General features: G+C 66.1%; 13 protein-coding genes. 4 read left to right on the plus strand and 9 right to left on the minus strand.

Going from position 1 to position 17,515, the window contains the following annotated elements:
• Positions 1 to 337 precede the first annotated feature (337 nt).
• The 7 genes from ACTZQ5_RS06285 to ACTZQ5_RS06315 form a co-directional block, all read right to left on the minus strand.
• On the minus strand, positions 338 to 1,609 hold the full coding sequence (locus tag ACTZQ5_RS06285) for an MFS transporter (RefSeq protein WP_443584306.1): 1,272 nt from the start codon (positions 1,607 to 1,609) through the stop codon (positions 338 to 340).
• A gap of 69 nt (positions 1,610 to 1,678) precedes the next feature.
• Entirely contained in the window at positions 1,679 to 3,028 is a 1,350-nt protein-coding gene (locus ACTZQ5_RS06290; RefSeq protein WP_443584307.1) for an MFS transporter, read from the minus strand.
• A 105-nt stretch (positions 3,029 to 3,133) separates the two neighbouring features.
• Entirely contained in the window at positions 3,134 to 3,484 is a 351-nt protein-coding gene (locus tag ACTZQ5_RS06295) for a EutQ-related cupin domain-containing protein (protein WP_443584308.1), read from the minus strand.
• The gene (locus tag ACTZQ5_RS06300; RefSeq protein ID WP_443584309.1) at positions 3,475 to 3,741 is read right to left on the minus strand and encodes a hypothetical protein; all 267 of its coding nucleotides are present in this window, start codon (positions 3,739 to 3,741) and stop codon (positions 3,475 to 3,477) included. The genes ACTZQ5_RS06295 and ACTZQ5_RS06300 overlap by 10 nt, the downstream gene beginning before the upstream one ends.
• Positions 3,738 to 5,162, minus strand: a complete 1,425-nt coding sequence (locus ACTZQ5_RS06305; RefSeq protein ID WP_443584310.1) for an aldehyde dehydrogenase family protein — start codon at positions 5,160 to 5,162, stop codon at positions 3,738 to 3,740. Before ACTZQ5_RS06305 ends, ACTZQ5_RS06300 begins: the two co-directional genes overlap by 4 nt.
• The gene (locus ACTZQ5_RS06310; protein ID WP_443584311.1) at positions 5,159 to 6,316 is read right to left on the minus strand and encodes an aromatic ring-hydroxylating oxygenase subunit alpha; all 1,158 of its coding nucleotides are present in this window, start codon (positions 6,314 to 6,316) and stop codon (positions 5,159 to 5,161) included. Before ACTZQ5_RS06310 ends, ACTZQ5_RS06305 begins: the two co-directional genes overlap by 4 nt.
• Positions 6,317 to 6,405: 89 nt before the next feature.
• Positions 6,406 to 7,287 (minus strand): LysR substrate-binding domain-containing protein, encoded by an 882-nt coding sequence (locus tag ACTZQ5_RS06315; protein WP_443584312.1) that lies wholly within the window; start codon positions 7,285 to 7,287, stop codon positions 6,406 to 6,408.
• Positions 7,288 to 7,504: 217 nt separating this feature from the next.
• Here ACTZQ5_RS06315 and ACTZQ5_RS06320 point away from each other — a divergent pair, with 217 nt between their 5' ends.
• From ACTZQ5_RS06320 to ACTZQ5_RS06335, 4 genes are all read left to right on the plus strand, one after another.
• The gene (locus ACTZQ5_RS06320) at positions 7,505 to 8,761 is read left to right on the plus strand and encodes an NAD(P)/FAD-dependent oxidoreductase (protein ID WP_443584313.1); all 1,257 of its coding nucleotides are present in this window, start codon (positions 7,505 to 7,507) and stop codon (positions 8,759 to 8,761) included.
• Between the two features lies 1 nt (position 8,762).
• Complete coding sequence (locus tag ACTZQ5_RS06325) at positions 8,763 to 9,704, plus strand: PDR/VanB family oxidoreductase (RefSeq protein ID WP_443584314.1); 942 nt, start codon at positions 8,763 to 8,765, stop codon at positions 9,702 to 9,704.
• A 52-nt stretch (positions 9,705 to 9,756) separates the two neighbouring features.
• Positions 9,757 to 11,058, plus strand: coding sequence for a hypothetical protein (locus ACTZQ5_RS06330; RefSeq protein WP_443584315.1), 1,302 nt, complete (start codon positions 9,757 to 9,759; stop codon positions 11,056 to 11,058).
• 230 nt (positions 11,059 to 11,288) lie between these two features.
• Entirely contained in the window at positions 11,289 to 13,874 is a 2,586-nt protein-coding gene (locus tag ACTZQ5_RS06335; RefSeq protein WP_443584316.1) for a sensor domain-containing phosphodiesterase, read from the plus strand.
• Positions 13,875 to 14,113: 239 nt separating this feature from the next.
• Here the strand turns inward: ACTZQ5_RS06335 and ACTZQ5_RS06340 are convergent, their stop codons facing one another.
• Positions 14,114 to 15,481, minus strand: a complete 1,368-nt coding sequence (locus ACTZQ5_RS06340) for a tyrosine-type recombinase/integrase (RefSeq protein ID WP_443584317.1) — start codon at positions 15,479 to 15,481, stop codon at positions 14,114 to 14,116.
• A gap of 525 nt (positions 15,482 to 16,006) precedes the next feature.
• A complete protein-coding gene (locus tag ACTZQ5_RS06345) occupies positions 16,007 to 17,248 on the minus strand; it encodes an MFS transporter (protein WP_443584318.1) in 1,242 nt (413 codons plus the stop codon).
• Between the last annotated feature and the right edge of the window lie 267 nt (positions 17,249 to 17,515).

Raw genomic sequence — 17,515 nt, forward strand, 5'->3', positions numbered from 1 at the left:
GCGGAACCATCGAAGGCCCGAATAAAGGGGCGCGAGCCGGCAGCGAAGCACCATCGTGGGGGGCTCGCCACGGCCAGCCGACGTCGCTCCGCACCGGCTCGTGCCCACGCCGGTCGTCCGCCCGGATTTTCGCCCGCGCGTCCCCCGAGACGAGCCGGACATCGTTCCGCGCGATGTGGAAGCCCAAGACGAACGGGTGCCCTGCGATGGCCGAAGCGGCGCGGATCCCGGTTCCTACTCTTCTCCGCATTCGCGCGGACGACTCACCCACGATCGGGACCGAACACTTGTCGCGCGACTTCGGGTCGTGGAGCGGACTCCGGCTCCGCCCTTCAAGTCATCGGAGAGGATCCGGGCGTCCGTCGTCCGCGCTCGGCTTCCTGGATGCCTGAGCGTCTACCCTCGTCAGGACCGCCGACACGCCGGTCGTGCGAGGCAAGGCCTGGAACGGCTGCTGCGAACGCCCCGGCACGCCGGCACGACTGCGCAGCCTCCACGTACCGAAGACGAAGGCGAGGATCGCCACGGCGCCCACGCACATGAACAGGCCCGGTGCGCCTGCCGCCTGCACGACCACCGATGCCGACAACGGTCCTACCGCGGCGCCCGCCGAATAGATCAGGATGAGCCCCCCGCTGGCGCTCACGCGCTCGCTGGGCTGCAGCCAATCATTGGTATGGGCGGCGCACAGGGGATAGAGCGCGAACAGCAGTCCGCCGAAGACCGTCCCCAGCGACATGATCCACAGATGCGCCCCGGCGCTCGCCAGCGTCAGGAGAGCGCAGACGGCCGCGGCGGCAGCGAAGGTGCCCACTATCACGCGGCGCCTGTCGAAGCGGTCCGACAGCCAACCGAGCGGCCATTGCAGCGCCACGCCTCCACCGATGACAAGCCCCATGAACAAGGCCGACCCGGATGCGCCGAGCCCCATGCGTTGCGCGTAGACGACGCCGAAGGCGTAGAAGGAACCGATCATGACTCCGGTCGCCCCTACGCCCACCACCCCCAACGGCGACGTGGCGTAGAGTTGACGTAGCGAGAAGGGGGTCTGATCCTCCAGCGAAGGTCCAGCCATCTTCGTGAGGGTCACGGGCAACACGGCGAGCGAGACCAGGATCGAAGACAGGATGAAGGGTACCCCCGCCGTCGTTCCCGCGTTCAGCAGGAACTGTCCAGCAGCCTGGCCGAAGTACAGCGCGACCATGTACACACCCAGGACCGTCCCGCGGCTTGACGGCTCGCTCCAGTCGTTCAGCCAGCTCTCCAGACAGACGAACACGCTGGCCATGCAGATGCCGTCGACGAAGCGCAGGACCGTCCACAACGGCACGTTCTGCCCGAGTGAATAGATCAGCGTGCTGGCCGACAGTATCGACACCGCCGCCGCGAAGGTGCGGATGTGACCGACCTGGCGGATGACCGGAATGACGCGCGACGATCCCACCATCAGTCCGATGAAGTAGGAGGTCGCGACTATGCCTATGACGGCCGCGGGTTCGTGCGCCCTCTCCAGTCTGAAGCTGACCAGCGTCGTGATGAATCCGCCGCCCGCCATGACGACAAATATCGCGATCAACAGAGCTCGAACCGAGGCGATGGCCCTTCCCATGATCAGGCGAGCCGCCCGTCGCGTCCGTCTGATCGCTCCGTTCCCGTCGACACCGTACGCACCTCCTCCTCAAGAACACTTCGTCGCGCAAGCGACCTGCGGGTCGGACACGTACCCCTGCCGCCTGTCCGACGGCGCGCTCGCATCGTTCAGCGCGACCCCGCGCGTCTCGGGTGCGAGCAGGAACGAGACCACGCCGCCGAACAGGCTGATGCCCGCGGCGATCAGCATGGTGCCCGAAATGCCGATATGGTCGATGGAGACCGGCATCAAGAACGTGCCCGCCGCCGCGCCGATCCGGGACACCGCCGTGGCGAAGCCGACGCCCATGCCCCGGATCTCGGTCGGAAACACCTCGCCTGGATAGACGCTGCACAGCGTCGTCGACACGGCGTTGAAGAACGAGAAGGAGACGACGCAGACCACGATCAGGGTCGCCGACTGGTGCGAGAAGAGAGCGACGACCACAAGCGCCACGACCGAGACGAAGAAGGGCGGGATCGCGAGCTTCCGCCGTCCCCAGCTCTCCACCAGCAGCGTCGCGACGATGGTTCCGAGCAGCGCCAGCGCGGTCAACGCCACGCCGCCGACCATGCCGTTCCCAAGGCCCAGATGCTTCAGCACCGCTGGCGCGAAGGTGCTGATCGCGAAATAGGGGGTCACGTTGCAAACCCAGAAGACCGACACGAAGATCGTCGTCCGAATGTACTTCGGACTGAACAGATGACCGAAGGAGAGGCCGGAATCCGCCTTCGTCGAACGAAGGTCCCGTCGCTCCTCTTCCTGCATGTACGCCTGCGCCAGTTCCTCGGCCTCCTCGACGCGCCCTTTGCTCATCAGCCAATGCGGCGACTCGGGGGTTCCCAGCCGCATCAGGAGGACGACCAGCGTGGGAACGGTGCTGAGACCCAGGATCACGTTCCAGCTGACCTCGGTCGAAACCGTCAGAAGCCAGCCGAGCGTGTAGGACACCATGAACCCGGCATACCAGCCGATCTCCTGGATCGAGAGCAGCCGGCCGCGCAGCCTCGCGGGTGCGAATTCGGCGAGCATCGGCCAGCCGACCGCGTAGTCCGCCCCGATCGCGACGCCCATCAGCAGACGTACGAGGAACAGCTGCAGCGGATCGCTGACGAAGAATTGCAGCGCGGAGCCGACCAGGAACATGGCCAGGTCGATGGTGAACATCGGCTTGCGCCCGACCTTGTCCGCGAGGTAGCCCCCCAGCGGACCGCCGATGAAGATCCCGATCAGCGCCGACGCACCGATCAGACCCTGCCAGGTGAGCGAGAGACCCAGATCGCCGGTGATCGCGGGCATCAGGATCCCGATGCCGCCGAGGATGAAGCCGTCGATGAACATCCCGCCCGAAATCAGCACCGTCAGCTTCGTTATGAAGCCGCGCTGCTTGTCGGACATGGGGCGCGGCGATGCGGCCGCTGCCGGCGCGTGGCCGGCCGAACTTATCTGCAACTTCGCCTCTCCTACTTCTATTCTGCTTGTGCTTCCGAACCCCTGCCCGCGCTACTTCGGCGCGGGGCGGCCCGCCCAATCGCCGGGCTGGACCGCATAGAAGATGTGCGCCTCTTCGCCGCCGTAGGTGACGTGCGTGCCCTCGGGTATCCACATCACGTCGCCCGCCTCGGCCACGTGCTCCCTCCCATCGACCGTCACGACGAAACGACCGGCGATCACGTAGACGACTTCGTCGTAGCGGAGCGTCCACTCCACCGCGCAGCCGTCGAAACGGCCGAAACCCGCGCCCAACGACGAAGACAGCCGCGTGTCTATCGCCCGTCCCACCAGCGCGTCACCGGGCGGACCGCCGCGATGCGCGAGCACCACGTCGTTCCGGCGAACGACGGTCACGCCCATTCCGGGACCATCCAGTTGCGGCCATGTGCGACGAGACGGCGGTCGAGCGCTGCGGTTTCCGCCGCCCCGGTCTCCAGCGCCAGAACGTAGGCCTGGGTCAGGTAGAAGCACGCCTCGTCGATGCGCGCGTCCCGCTCCAGCGTGTCCGCAGCCCGCGTGTAGATCGCCACCAGCGTCGTGGCGTCACCCCGCCGATGCGCGTCGAGCAGCTTGCGCTCCAGACCGGCCCATTCCTCGGGTTCGATGGACGGGCTCATCGCCGCAACCGGATCGCGACGTTCTTCGTGCGCACGTAGTTGTAGAGCGCCTCGATGCCCTTCTCACGACCGAAACCGGACTTGCCGACCCCTCCGAAGGGGGTGGAGATGCCGCCAGCGAACCATTCGTTGATGAACACCTGCCCCGCACGCAATCGTGCGGCGACCCGGTGGGCGCGGGACAGATCCTGAGTGAAGACGCCCGCCACCAGACCGAAGTCGGTCCCGTTGGCGATGCGGATCGCCTCGTCCTCGGTGTCGAACGGCATCATCGACAGGACCGGGCCGAACACCTCCTCGCGCGCGATGGCGGCATCGGGGCTGACGTCGCTCAGCACGGTGGCCGCCATGAAGTGTCCGACCCGATCAAGCCGCCCGCCGCCGGCCGCCGTCGTCGCGCCTTCGCTCCTGGCCCGGTCGACCATCGCGACGATGCCCTGCAGCTGCCGGTCGGAGATGACGGGCGTGTGATCGGCTTCGTCCAGCCCATGACCCGGCGTCAGGCCGTCGGCCAAGGCCGCGCATGCCTCGACCGCCCGGACGTACAGGCTGCGGTGGACGAGGAGGCGCGACATCGCGGAACAGACCTGGCCGGCGTTGAAGAAGATGCCGCTCCGCACGCTGTCGAGCAGCGCGGCGAGATCGGCATCGTCGAACGCGATCGCCGCCGACTTGCCGCCCAGCTCCATCAGCGACGGCGTGACGTTCCACGCCGCCGCGCGCAGGATCGCCTGTCCCGTGGGCACGGACCCGGTGAAGACGATCTGGTCGATGCGCGTGCTGGCGACGAGCTTGGCGCCGAAGTCTGATCCGACGCCGTTGAGGATCGACACGGCACCTTCGGGTACACCGGCCGCCTCGATCGCACGGGCGAGCACGATGAGGCCGAGAGGGTCGAGTTCGGGCGACTTGACGATCACGGCGTTGCCAGTCGCCAGGGCGGGGGCGAGCGAACGAGCGGCGAGCGATACCGGGAAGTTCCACGGCACGATCTGCGCCGAAACACCGACAGGTTCGAGCACCGTGTAGTCGACGTAGTCGGGGCCGAGCGGGATCTGCTTGCCCTCCATCTTGTCGGCCATGCCGCCGTAGTAGTCGAAATAGGCGGCGGCCTCCTCGAACTCGCCACGCGCATCGGAGAGGCGCTTTCCGCTTTCGCGCGTCAGAACCTCCGCCCCTTCGGCCGTCACCTCGCGGATCTCCCGCGCTATGCGGCGCATCAGATCGGCGCGCCGATGCGGCACGATCGACGACATGTCGCCGCGATCGACGCTGGCCCGCGCCGCGTCCAGTGCGACGGCGAGCGTCCGGTCACCTGCCACGGGAGCCTCGGCCACAGTCTCGCCGGTCGCCGGGTCCTCCACGGCGAGGACCGCATCGCCATCGACCCATCTGCCTGCCAGGAAGTTGCGATAGCTCATGCCGCCGCGCGCCCGGCTTCGACCTGCGTGGCGACCCACTTGTGGAAGTTGTGCGTCGGACCGTCCATCGCGGGGGAGAAATGCCCTCCGTCGAACAGAAGGCCGTGGCGCCCACGCTGCATGCCTTCGACGACGAAGATGTCCTCCTTGAAGACCTCGCGCCAACGCTGGGCGCTCTCGGCGCGCAAGCCGTCCTGTTCCTCTGAGCCACCTGGCGCCTGCGCGAAGTAGAGGGCCACATGCTCGATGGTCTTCTCGAGGCCGATGGGCTGGAGGATCAACGCGAAGGCATGATCGCGTTGGACGCCCAGGAGGACGTTCGGATACAGCGACACGTACTCGCCGCCCTGATGCCATTTGGATGGCAGGCCGGAAAAATCGGGCAGCACGTTGCCCTGCGCATCTTTGAGCTGTTGATAGACCAGAGTTCCCTGACCGGAATATTCCGACCGCCCCTCGATGTTGTAATGGTCCTCAAGGCGCGAATAGCTGTTGAGACCCGGATGCACCCACGGCAGATGATAGCTTTCGCAATAGTTCTCGACCGCCAGTTTCCAATTGGTGTTCACCTCCAGCTGGAAACCAGCCGCCTCGCCGCCGAAGTGCATGGGCTGGTCGAAATCCGCCCACCGCGCGAGCAGATCGGCGTGCACCTCCTCGAACGGCTCGGCGTTTCCGTTCACGTTGACGTAGACGACGTCGAGCCAGACATGGCTGCGCACCCTGACGAGTCCCAACGCGGTGGGATCGACGTCCTCGTGCGTGTTCTGACCTGGCCCCCCGATGTGCGGCGTCGTACGCAAGCCGCCATCCAGTCCGTAGCACCAGCTGTGGTAAGGGCAGCGGATCGCTCCGCGGATCCTGGTGGGCTGATCGACCAGGATCATGCCCCGGTGGCGGCAGGTGTTCTGGAAGACGTTCACGCCACCGTTCCGGTCGCGCACCAGCAGCAGCGGCATGCCGAGGAAGTCGATCGGCCTGGCGTCGCCCGCCTCCGGCACGTCCTTGCCGAACCCGACGCCGGCCCAGTTGTCGAAGAGCACAGACTTGCGCTCTTCGGCGAAGACCGCAGGATCGACATAGTGCTCGTTGGGCAGGCCTCTGGCCTGCTCTATCGGCGCGTGGACGGCGTCCAGATCGGTGACGTGCTTCATCGGGCCTCTCCGTGAAATGGTTGCCCGGAGGATCAGTTCGATGGCGCCGACGCTCAATGTCGGAAAAATTAAGGCTGGGTTGAGATCATCTAATCCGTGATCCCGCCGATCCAACCCTTGAGAAGACGCGCGGGCGCGGCGAGGTCCTCATCCGGCCGCGAGACGAGATAGAAGCGGCGCGGCGCGGGGATGCTGTGCCCTTCCACCACCTTCAGCCGACCTCCTTCGAGCAGCGGCCCGACCAACCGTCGCCACCCCAGCATCAGCCCCATGCCGTCCATCGCCGCATGAAGTCCGATCATGTAGTTGTTGACCCGGAATCCCCGATCGCCGACTTCGGGATGACCCTGAGCCGTGAACCAGTCGTTCCACGTGGTCCAGCTGTAGTCGTTCTGCTCCAGATGGATCAGCCGCTGCTCGGACAACACTTCGATCGACGCGCCACTCAACGCGATGGCCAAGGCTGGGTCGCCGACGGGCACGAGTTCGTCTCGGTAGATCGGCTGCTGGCTCCAGTCGCTGCGATGGTCCTTGCCGTATCGAATGTACATGTCCAAAGCCGCTTCCGCACCAAATCCCTCCTCGGAAACCAGCTGGTCGACCGTGATGTCGGGATGTTCGCGCCAGAAGGTCGACAGCATGTGGGAGGTCCACAGATTCGCGACCGCCGAAGTCGTGCCGATCTTGACGCGCTTCTCGCCGCGCTTCGCCCGCACCTCCCGCAGCTGGGCGGAGATCCTGTAGAAGCTCTCCGCCAGAGTCGAGAACAGCTTGCCGCCGTCGGCGGTGAGCTCGACGCCGCGATGGCGACGTCGGAACAGCGTCGTGCCCAGTTCGCTCTCCAACGCCTTGATCTGATGGCTGACCGCGCCTGGCGTGACGTTCAGTTCGACCGCCGCGTTCTTGAAGCTGAGATGACGCGCGGCCGCCTCGAACGTGGTCAGCGTGCTGAGCGGGGGCAGGTCGTACATGCGTCTGGACATGACTCTACTCTCCTTCACCCAGACTACAGGTGAACTGACCTAAAGCCAATATGAGTTTTTCGCGGATTGAAGGAGACGGTGGATCGGCGCTCTCTGAACGGAACAGACGGAGAGGCCAGAGATGTTTTCGCAAGTTGGAGCTGTCCGCCGTACGCCGCTCCCCGATACGCCCGCCGGCTGGGTGACCTTGTCCGAACTGTCGGTGATGGGCAGCGCCGCGCCACCGAGCAGCGTAGATTGGGCAGTTATCGGAGCGGGCTTCACCGGCCTGGCCGCCGCCCGGCGGCTCGCCGAGCTGAACCCGAGCCGAACCGTCGCCCTGATCGACGGCCGCGCGGTTGGTTGGGGATCGTCGGGGCGCAATTCCGGCTTCGTCATCGATCTGCCGCACAAGTTCGATCTCGACGTGGGAGAGCCCGAGCGGATGCGTCGCGTCGTGCGGCTGAACGAATCCGCCATCGCCGATCTCGAGACGCTGGTGCAGCGCCACGGCATCGAATGCGAGTGGTCGCGCGCAGGCAAGCTGCAGGCGGCGATCGGCGGGACGGGCGTGGCCGCGATGACGAGATTCGCGCGCATACTCGACGGCATAGACCAGCCCTATCGGATGATGGACCGCGTCGACGTCGCAGAGTTGACCGGGACGGACTACTATCAAGGCGCGATCCACACCCCAGGTTGCATCCTGATGAACCCGGCTCGGCTGGTCCGTGGTCTGGCCCGGTCGCTGCCGGCCAACGTCGTGCTGCTCGATGGATGTCCCGTCACGCATCAGCGGCGCACGCGGGGCGGCTTCGACCTGACGCTGAGGCGCGGCGGCGTCTCGGTGACCTTGCGGACCGGCGGCATCATCGCAGCGACGAGCGCGTACACGCCTGAATTCGGATGGATGAAGCGGCGCATCCTGCCGATCGCGACCTTCGCGTCGTTCACCCGGCCGCTGGATGATGCGCAGATCGCCGCATTCGGGGGCAAGCTCGACTGGGGCCTGACGCCCGCCGATGTGGGCGGCACGACGATCCGCATGACGCAGGATCGACGCCTGCTGATCCGCAACCAATACGACTACGTCGGTGCCTATGCCGCGACCGAGGCCATGCTGGACCGCGTCCGGGAGAGCCATCGAATCGCCCTCTCGCGGCGCTGGCCGCAGCTCGCCGAGGTCGCGTTCGACAGCACCTGGGGCGGCGTCACCGCGCTATCGCGCAACCGCGTCAGCTTCTTCGGGGAAATGGCGGCCGGCGTGTGGGGCGCCAACGCGGACAATGGCGTCGGTGCCGCGAGGGGCACCGTTTCAGGCCGTCTGCTGGCGGAAGCGGCGAGCGGCATGACCAGCCCGCTTCTCCGCGACATGGAGGCCGTGTCGGCCATGCCCGTTCGCAACCCGCCGCGCCCCTTCGTCGGCATCGGGGTCAAGGCACGCCTCAGGTTCGAGGCTTGGCGCAGTCGCAAGGAGATCTGACATGTCCATTCCCGTTCGGCTCATCCGAAAGACCAGGCTCAGCGCGGACATCGCGGAGTTCCGCTTCGAACCGCTCGAAGGCCGCATCGCCGGGTTGGAACCCGGCGCCCATGTCGACCTGCGGCTGAGCGACGATCTGATCCGGCAGTATTCGCTGTGCGACTGGGATCCCGATGGCGCCTGGCTGGCCGTCGCAGTCAAACGGGAGGCCAGCGGGCGCGGCGGATCGCAGGCGATGCACGCACTGGTGGAGGGCGTGACGATCGAATTGGGCGGGCCACGCAACCACTTCGCCCTGCAGGATTCCGATCGTGCCGTACTGCTCATCGGCGGCGGCATCGGTGCGACGCCGATCCTGGCCATGGCGCGGCATCTCGCGGCCAGGTCCGCCGACTTCCGCCTCGCCTATCTCACACGGACACGGGACGATGCGGCGCTGGACGGGGCGTTCGGCGCCCTCGGCGTAGGAGACGCCTATCGGCTGCACTGCGACGCCGCCGACGGCCTGTGCGACATCGATGCGCTGATCGCCGATCACCCGGCGGACGGGCACATCTACGTCTGCGGTCCAGAACCGATGTTGGCCGCCGTGTTGAACGCAGGCGAGCGCCTGAAGCGCCCGAACATCCATTTCGAGCGCTTCGCCGCCGCGCCAGACGCGCTCGGAGGTCCGACCGAAGCGTTCGAGGTGCGGATCGCCTCCAGCGGCGACACCTATCGGATCGGTCCGGGCGAGACGATCCTGGGCGTGCTTCGATCCGCCAACTACGACGTCGAGTTCGGCTGCTCCGAGGGAATGTGCGGCTCGTGCATCGTCAACGTGCTGGATGGCGAAGTCGATCATCGCGACAGCGTGTTCCAGGGCGATGAGCGCGAGCAGAACGACTACATGTGCATCTGCGTGTCCCGTGCGAAGACCGGGAAGCTGACGCTCGATCTGTAGGTGCGATGACGCCCGGAGAGGCACGTCACGTCGATCATCGGAGAGGAACAAGGTGACACTCATCGCATCGACGGTGCTGGTCGCGGCCGCCATCTGCACTGTCGCCGGCGCGCAGGACCTGCCGCAAGCGACCGAGCCAGCAGCGCCGGTCCCGCCGCCGACCGCCCCGCCCTCCGCCGACCAGGAGATCGTGCGGCTCCCCGAACCCGACGCGCCATCCCAAACGCCGAAGTTCAAGCTGGGGCTCGGCATCCGGGGGCGCATCGACATGCGCTTCGACGACGCACGTCCATCCGGAGAACGCTACACCTCGACGCACCTGTCGTTCGACACCGTCATCGTCACCGCCGACTACGACTCCAGTACGTTCTTCGGATCCGCGGAATATCGCTTCTACGGAGCGAACTTCATCTACGGCCGAAGAGCGGGATACGACGCCTATCCGGGCGAAATCAATTTCCCCGCATACGCATACGCAGGAGCCAAGATCACCGGGTCGGACAAGGTGTCGGTCGGCGTCCTCCCCGTGCCCTTCGACGAGCGCTACTGGGGATCGTCCTGGTACAACACGCTGGGCTTCGTCTACGGCCTGGAGGAGGTCTACAACGCTGGGATGAGCTACAGCCACACCGGGGGACCGCTGTCGTTCACCGCCGGGTTCTTCCCGACCACCGGCCCGGCGGGGTTCGGCAGGAGCCGGGACTCCGCTCGCTACAGCGTCAACATCGTGAAGGGCGATGCCTACCTGCCCGACACCTCCGCAAACACCGAGCGCAACATCGCAGCCGGTCGGATCCAGTATCAGCTCGGGTCATCGGCCAGGGGCAGTCTGACGATGTCGGCATCGGCGTGGTTGTCTGACGTGCGCAACTACGACACCGGCCGCACGGGTTCGCGCCGCGCCTACGCGCTGAGCATCAAGGACACGAGGGCCCCGGTGAACCTGAAACTGCTGGCGGCGCGGCAGGTCGTAGCCCCCGAGAACGCCGGCCGAAACGACCTCATCGCGGTCGGCGACTACGACTTCTCCTACAACATAGCCACGAGGAGCACGATGCTGTTCGGCGAAGCCAGCCATGCGTTCGATGCCCGCTGGTTTCCGTTCAGGCTGAACGCCTACGCCAGCTACGCGCGAGTGCTGAAGGAGGCGCATGGCTTCGCGGACACCCAGAGGATCAACATCGGCGTCTTCTGGAACGACAAGGCGACCGGCAGGATCAAGGTCTGGACCGAAGGTCTGATCGCCCGCAACGATCCCTACGTCGGCGCAGGACAATATTCCTCCGGCGCAGCGCAAGGTGGCGATGATCGTTGGAAGGTCTCCGCGCTCGTCATGGCAGGCTACTACTTCTGAAGGGCATGCCGCCGCCGTCTTCCGGCCGGGACCGACGCGGTCGTTGACGAGCCCGTCCAGCGACCTGCTATGGATGTCAGGATCGGTCATCCGATGAAGAAGTAAGGGGATGGCCGTTCGTAAAGTCGAATCGCGCATCAAGACGCATATGTGCGTGTCCGAGTCGGAGCATCGATGTAAACCGCCGCTTAATCGCTGTAAGCTATTCAGAAGCGATTGGATCGGAGAGCATGACGGTGGACGGTGTCGAGCAGATCGAGGAGGCAAGGCTGCGCTCCCTTCACAGGCTCGACATCCTCGACACCATCGACGAGGCGGAGTTCGACCACATAACTAAGCTGGCCGCCCGCCTGACGGGTGCGCCGATCGCAGCCGTCAGCTTCATCGACGCCAAGCGTCAGTGGATCAAGTCGAGAGTGGGAGTCGATGCCTGCGAGGTCGCCCGCGACATCGCGTTCTGCGGACAGACCATCCTCGGCGACGAGGCGCTGGAGATCTGTGACGCGAGCAAGGATCCACGCTTCGCCGACAATCCGCTCGTCACCGGGCCGCCCCACGTCCGCTACTACGCCGGATCGCCGCTGATCACGGCCGGCGGCCATCGTGTCGGAGCGCTGTGCATCGTCGACACCATCGCCCGACCTCCCATGAGCGCCGATACCGCCGCGCTGCTCGACGGATTGGCGAAGATCGTCGTCGACCATCTCGCGCTACGCAGATCCCGTGCGATCGGACGCGTCGCGACCCTCATCGCGGAAACGACGTCGGACGCCGTCATCTGCGCCGACACCCGCAACAGGATCACCTACTGGAACACGGCTGCTGCCCGGATGCTCGGCTGGACGGCGGAGGAGGCGATCGGACAGACGCTCGACCTCATCGTCCCCGAGCACCTTCGCGCCCGTCACGCGGGAGGTTTGGCGAGGGTGGCGGCCGGTGGAATCCCACGCCTGTTCGGGAAGATCATCGAACTACCGGCGTGTCGGCGCGATGGCCGGGAAATCCCGATCGAACTGTCGCTTGGAACCTGGTCCGATGAAGGCGGCTCACCCGCAGGGTTCGCGGCGATCGTCCGGGACGTTTCGGATCGAAAGGCGCTCGAGGCCGAGCGCCACCGCACCCAGGCGCTACTCGACACGGTCATCGAAGCGATGCCGGTCATGCTATTCGTCAAGGACGCCGAAGATGGGCGCTACACGCTCGTCAACAGGACGTTCGAAGCACTCACCAAACTCTCTCGCGACACCATCCTGGGTCGGACCGACGCCGAGTTGTTCTCGTCGATGAACGCGGACGTGTTCGTCGAGAACGATCGGATCGCACTCGCCGCCCGACACACCGTCCTGTCGGAGGAGACGCTCACCAGATCGGACGGATCGACCATCGTCGTTCGTTCGCAGAAACTGGGCATCGATCCGGACGGGAACGACATGCCGCGCTACGTCCTTGGCATATCAGAGGACGTCACGGAAAGCCGCGCCGCTCAGGATCGGCTGAGGCATCTCGCGTGTCATGACGGGCTCACCGGTCTGGCGAACCGCACGAACCTCACCGATCGGTTGACCGCGATGCTGGAAGCACGATCGGGACCGATTCCCTGCGCCCTGCTGTGCATCGACATCGATCGCTTCAAGATCGTCAACGACCTCTACGGACATGGGTTCGGAGACGAGGTGCTGGTGGAGTTGGCCAAGCGCCTCGAGGCGACTTGCGGCGACGATGCCCTCGTCGCGCGACTGGGCGGCGACGAATTCGCCGTTCTATGCGAATGCGATGCCGATGGCAGCCGCGCGACGATGCTGGCGAAACGCATCGTCGACTCGGTCAAGGCACCGATCATGCTTTCCGGCCGCGTGGCGCACCTGGACGCTTCGTTGGGCGTCGCGATATCTCCCGCCGACGGCAGCGACGCATCGGATTTGCTGCGCAACGCGGACATGGCGCTCTATCGTTCCAAAGCCGAAGGACCTGGAACGATTTCGTTCTTCGACGTGTCGATGGATCGGGCCGTTCACCGGAGGCGGATGATCGAGGCCGAGTTGCGCACCGCCATCGCCGAGAAGGCCATCGTGCCGGTCTATCAACCCATCATGTGCCTCGAGCGTGATCAGATCGTCACCTTCGAAGTGCTCGCGCGATGGCACCACCCTTCCCTTGGCGACGTGTCGCCGGACTCGTTCATCTCGGTTGCGGAGGAAAGCGGTCTGATCGTCGAGCTCGGCCGCCAGATCCTCACGATGGCCGCGACCGAGGCGCAGCGTTGGTCGGTTCCGCTCAAGATCGCGGTCAACCTGTCACCCGTGCAGTTGCTGAGTGGCGACTTCGCCAAGGATGTGGTTTCCGTCCTCGCCATGACGGGTCTTGATCCAACCCGCCTGATCCTCGAGGTCACGGAGGGCTTCCTCATCCGCGACACGACCCGCGCCATCGACATTCTGAAACGTCTGAAGGCGATCGGCTGCCAGATTTCGATGGACGACTTCGGGACCGGCTATTCGTCGCTCAGCTACTTCCGCCGCTTCCCGTTCGACAAGGTCAAGATCGATCAATCGTTCATCCGGGACATGGCGCGCGATCAACAGGCCCGCGCCATCGTGCAGGCGGTGATCGGGCTCGGCCGCGGTCTCGGATTGTCCGTCGTGGCCGAGGGTGTGGAGGACGAGAGCCAAATCGCCATGCTGCGGGCGGAGGGCTGCTCCCAGGTGCAGGGATATCTCCTGGGCCGGCCTTCTCCGATCGAGACGTTCGAACATATCGTACGGGCCAAGCCCGCCATCGGGAGCCTCGGAGAGGATCGGATCGCGGCGGCGGCCTGACGTCAGGACCCACCTCCACGACCTGAGGCGACGGTGACGGCAAGAGCGGTGACCGCCGGAGTGGACCTGGACCAGCGAGCCTTCGGGGGCGGGGTGATAGCTACAGAGAGCCTTCCCACCGACGTCTCGACGACGGCGAGGCTGAGCCTCTCCCCGTCACCGGTCCCGTTTGCGTGGGAGAACCGGCTCTCTCTTCGTCAGAGCATGCACGCCTTGCGCATTCGGAGGCGCAGCCGCAGCTACTGGCTCGCCGCCGGCGGTCGCCGCCTCGTCCTTCGGGCGGGGTCGATTGCCAGCACCCCCTCGACGTTGCCCTTCGCGAGTTCGTCGGCCGCCGCGACGACGAGATCGCCCCAGCGCTGCAGCGCGTCCGCCTTCTCGTCGAAGTAGTCGTACAGCTGGTAGATGCCGCGCACGCCGGCTCGTCGCGCGCCGACCTGGTTGAGCACCGCCTCCGTGACCTCCATGGTGATGCCCATCGACTGGCACCCGGTCGCGAGGGAACGCCGCAAGTCGTGCACGACCCAGTGCGGCAGCACGCTCCCGAGCCGCAGCGCGGCAGGAGCGTTGCCGGTCAGGGCAGATGCGACGCACTCGTCCAGAGCGGTCTTCAACTTGCTGAAACCGGCGATGGACACGCGCCCGTCGGTGGTAAGCACCGGGCCGGAACGTGCCCCCCTTCCGTTCAGAGCCTGCACGATGGACATCGCCTGGGTGGAGAGGGGAAGCAGGTGCTCGTTCTTGTTCTTGGTGCGGCTGCCCGGAAGCAGCCATTCGGCACGCTCGAGATCCAGCTCCGCCCACTGCATGCCCGCAACCTCGCGCAGACGCTGTCCGGTCAGGATCAGCAGGCGGTAGAAGGACGCGAACGGTTCCGGAAGCTCTCCCGCCGCCAGCCAAACCGTCGCGACCTCGAGGAGGGAGAGGACACGCTTGCGAGCGGGCTCGACATGCGGCCGCCGGACGCGATCGAGCGGCGAGTGCTCGACGACCCCGCGCTCGACGAACCAGTTGAACATCTGCCTGAGCCACTTGTGCATCTTGTTGGCCGCCGCCCTGCTGCGCTCCCCGACGATCTCCAGCGCTTCGATCACCTTGCCCTTCGTGATCTCGTCGGCGGTGAGCCCCGCGAACGCCGGCTTGATGTCCCGCTCGAGCACGCCCTCGACGTCCTTCAAGCTCCTTAGCCCGTCCCCCTTCACGTGGCGCTCGAACCAACGGTCGGCGAGAACGTCGAACATCCGCTCCGCGCGCCGATCGACCTCGGCCGCCTTGGCGACCCGCGCGGATTCGCGCTCGGCCGCCGGATCGGAGCCAGATCGCACCGACGCGAGGAGCTCGAGCGCGCGCCGACGCGCCTGTTCTGCCGTGTACGGCGAGCCATGCCTGCCGATCGTCACCTGCCGCTGCTTCTCGTCCCGTCCCCCGACCTGATAGCGGAGCACATAGGTGCGGTCGCCGCCGCTGCTGACCCTGACTCCGAAACCCTTCACCTCGGCGTCCCACAGGACCGTCCTCCCACCCGGCGGCGGCACCGCGAGCGCCTCCACGCTGGACTTCGTGATCCGTGTGACCGATCGTCTCGATCCGCTTCGCTCGCCCGTCATTCCCATCGTTCCTCATCGGGCCGGTGACCGGAATTTCGGTCAGGACCGGGTCACACGCAGGAAGTAACCTGCGGCACCCGCCGGGTACCTACGAAGCCTGATAAACGACGGAAATCTGCGAGTTAACATCCGCTAGATACCAACAGGAACCTATGGAACCCGTCTGGAATTTTCTTGGTAAGGCTGAGGTCGTGAGTTCAATCCTCACCGGCAGCACCATTTTTCTCTGATATTGCCGCCGCTTGGCGGGCAGGGCTGCTTACGACGGACCAAGTCAGGCCATTGCCGGCACTGCTCGCAGTGTTGGCTGCGCGCGACCTCGGGGAACGCGATAGGGTCACAGAGACGTCGCAGTATCCAAGCAGCATCCCGGCAGTACGCGTGCATGCCTCGGTGACTGGAACCCCGCTTGGCTGCCGCTCGTCAAGGCGACGCAGCACGGGCCTGGACCGGCTGGTTATGGTGAAAGGCGGAACGCCGGCTTCGGAGCGGTGAGCCGAGGGCAACAGACGCCAGCGACCGCCATCAATCCGCCCGCCGCAACTCGCCGGACAGGAACGCCATCAGGCTGACCATCGTACCCGCGGCCCCCATCAGCACGAACAGCCAGCGTACGCCGATCAACTCTCCCAGCGGGGCAGCGGCGACGAGACCGATCGGGGCGGCGAGGCCCATCAGTGTCTCGAGCAGCGCCAGCACCCGACCCTGCAGCTGGTTGGGAACGGTGGTCTGGACAAGTGCGGTGAACGGCGCATCGCCCAGGATGAAGGTGACGCCGCTCAAGGCCCAGAACGTCGCCGCGAGCCAGAACAGCTCGGGTGGCATCAGCGCCGTCGCCGCCAACGTCGCGCAGGACAGGGTGAAGCCGACGAGGATCCACGAGACCAGCCGCCTGGGAACGATCATCGCGACGATGACGCCCCCCGCGATCATGCCCACACCGCCGAGGCTCTCGATGATCGCGACCTCCGCCGGCCCGCCGCCGAAATGCTGCTTCACCAGCAGCGGCAACAAGGTGAAGGTCGGCATGATGACGAGGACCACGGCGGTCAGCAGCGCATAGATGCGCAGCAGCTGTGGGCTTCGCCGGACCAGCCCGACCCCCTCCAGAAACTCCGCCCAGATGCCGGTTCTCGCGCCCGCGATGCGATGTTGCGGGATGGCGAAGACGAGCAGCGGCGTGATGCCGAGCAGGGCTGTGCCGACATCGATCCACAGCGCCATGCCGATCGGCATCACTCCGATCGCCAGCGCCCCCAGCGGTGCGGCGGCCACGGTCACGAATCCCACCAGCGTCTGGTTGAGCCCGGCGGCGCGCGCCAGGAAGTGCCTCGGCACCAGCATCGCTTCGCTCGCCACGGCCGCCGGCATCTGGAACGCGGTCGCCGCGCTGCGGACGAACATCGCCGCATAGACATGCCAGAGCGCGATACGGCCGCTCAGGAACAAGGCGATCAGAGCGAGGATGCACAGCGCCGCGACGAGGTCGGAGACGATCATCAGCATGCGGCGGCTGTAGCGATCGGCGAACGTCCCCCCGACGGGCCCCAGCAATGCCTGGGGCAACAGCGCGACCAGGCCCGCCGTGGCCAGCGCTCCAAGATCGCCGGTCAGGTCGGTGATCCACCAGATCAGCACGAACTGGGTGACGGCGGACCCGACCAGCGACAGCGACTGTCCGGCAAAGATCGACCAGAAGCGCCACTGCCAGCCGGCACCCGGATCCACGCCGGCCGGTCCCATCTCGATGGGGGTCGTCGGCGTCATGGCTTTCGTGCCGGCACGGGGGTGTAGCCTGCGCTCCGTCTCCGCGTTGCTTCGGATGCAGCGCCGCCACCCAATGCCCGGTAGAGCGCGCCGGCTGCGGCCAGTTGGTCGCGTCGGACGATCAACATCGCCTGCCGTGCGGCTTTCTGAAGGGATTGGCACGTCATGGCGTCGCCTATCGGCGCGATCCGTTGCGTCCTGGTCGAGACTGTGTGGAGATTGCGTCGAGGGGCGCTGGCTTCGGAGGGCCGCGCCGGTAGGATGCGA

The organism is Sphingomonas cellulosilytica, assembly GCF_052321755.1.
Lineage (GTDB): Bacteria > Pseudomonadota > Alphaproteobacteria > Sphingomonadales > Sphingomonadaceae > Sphingomonas.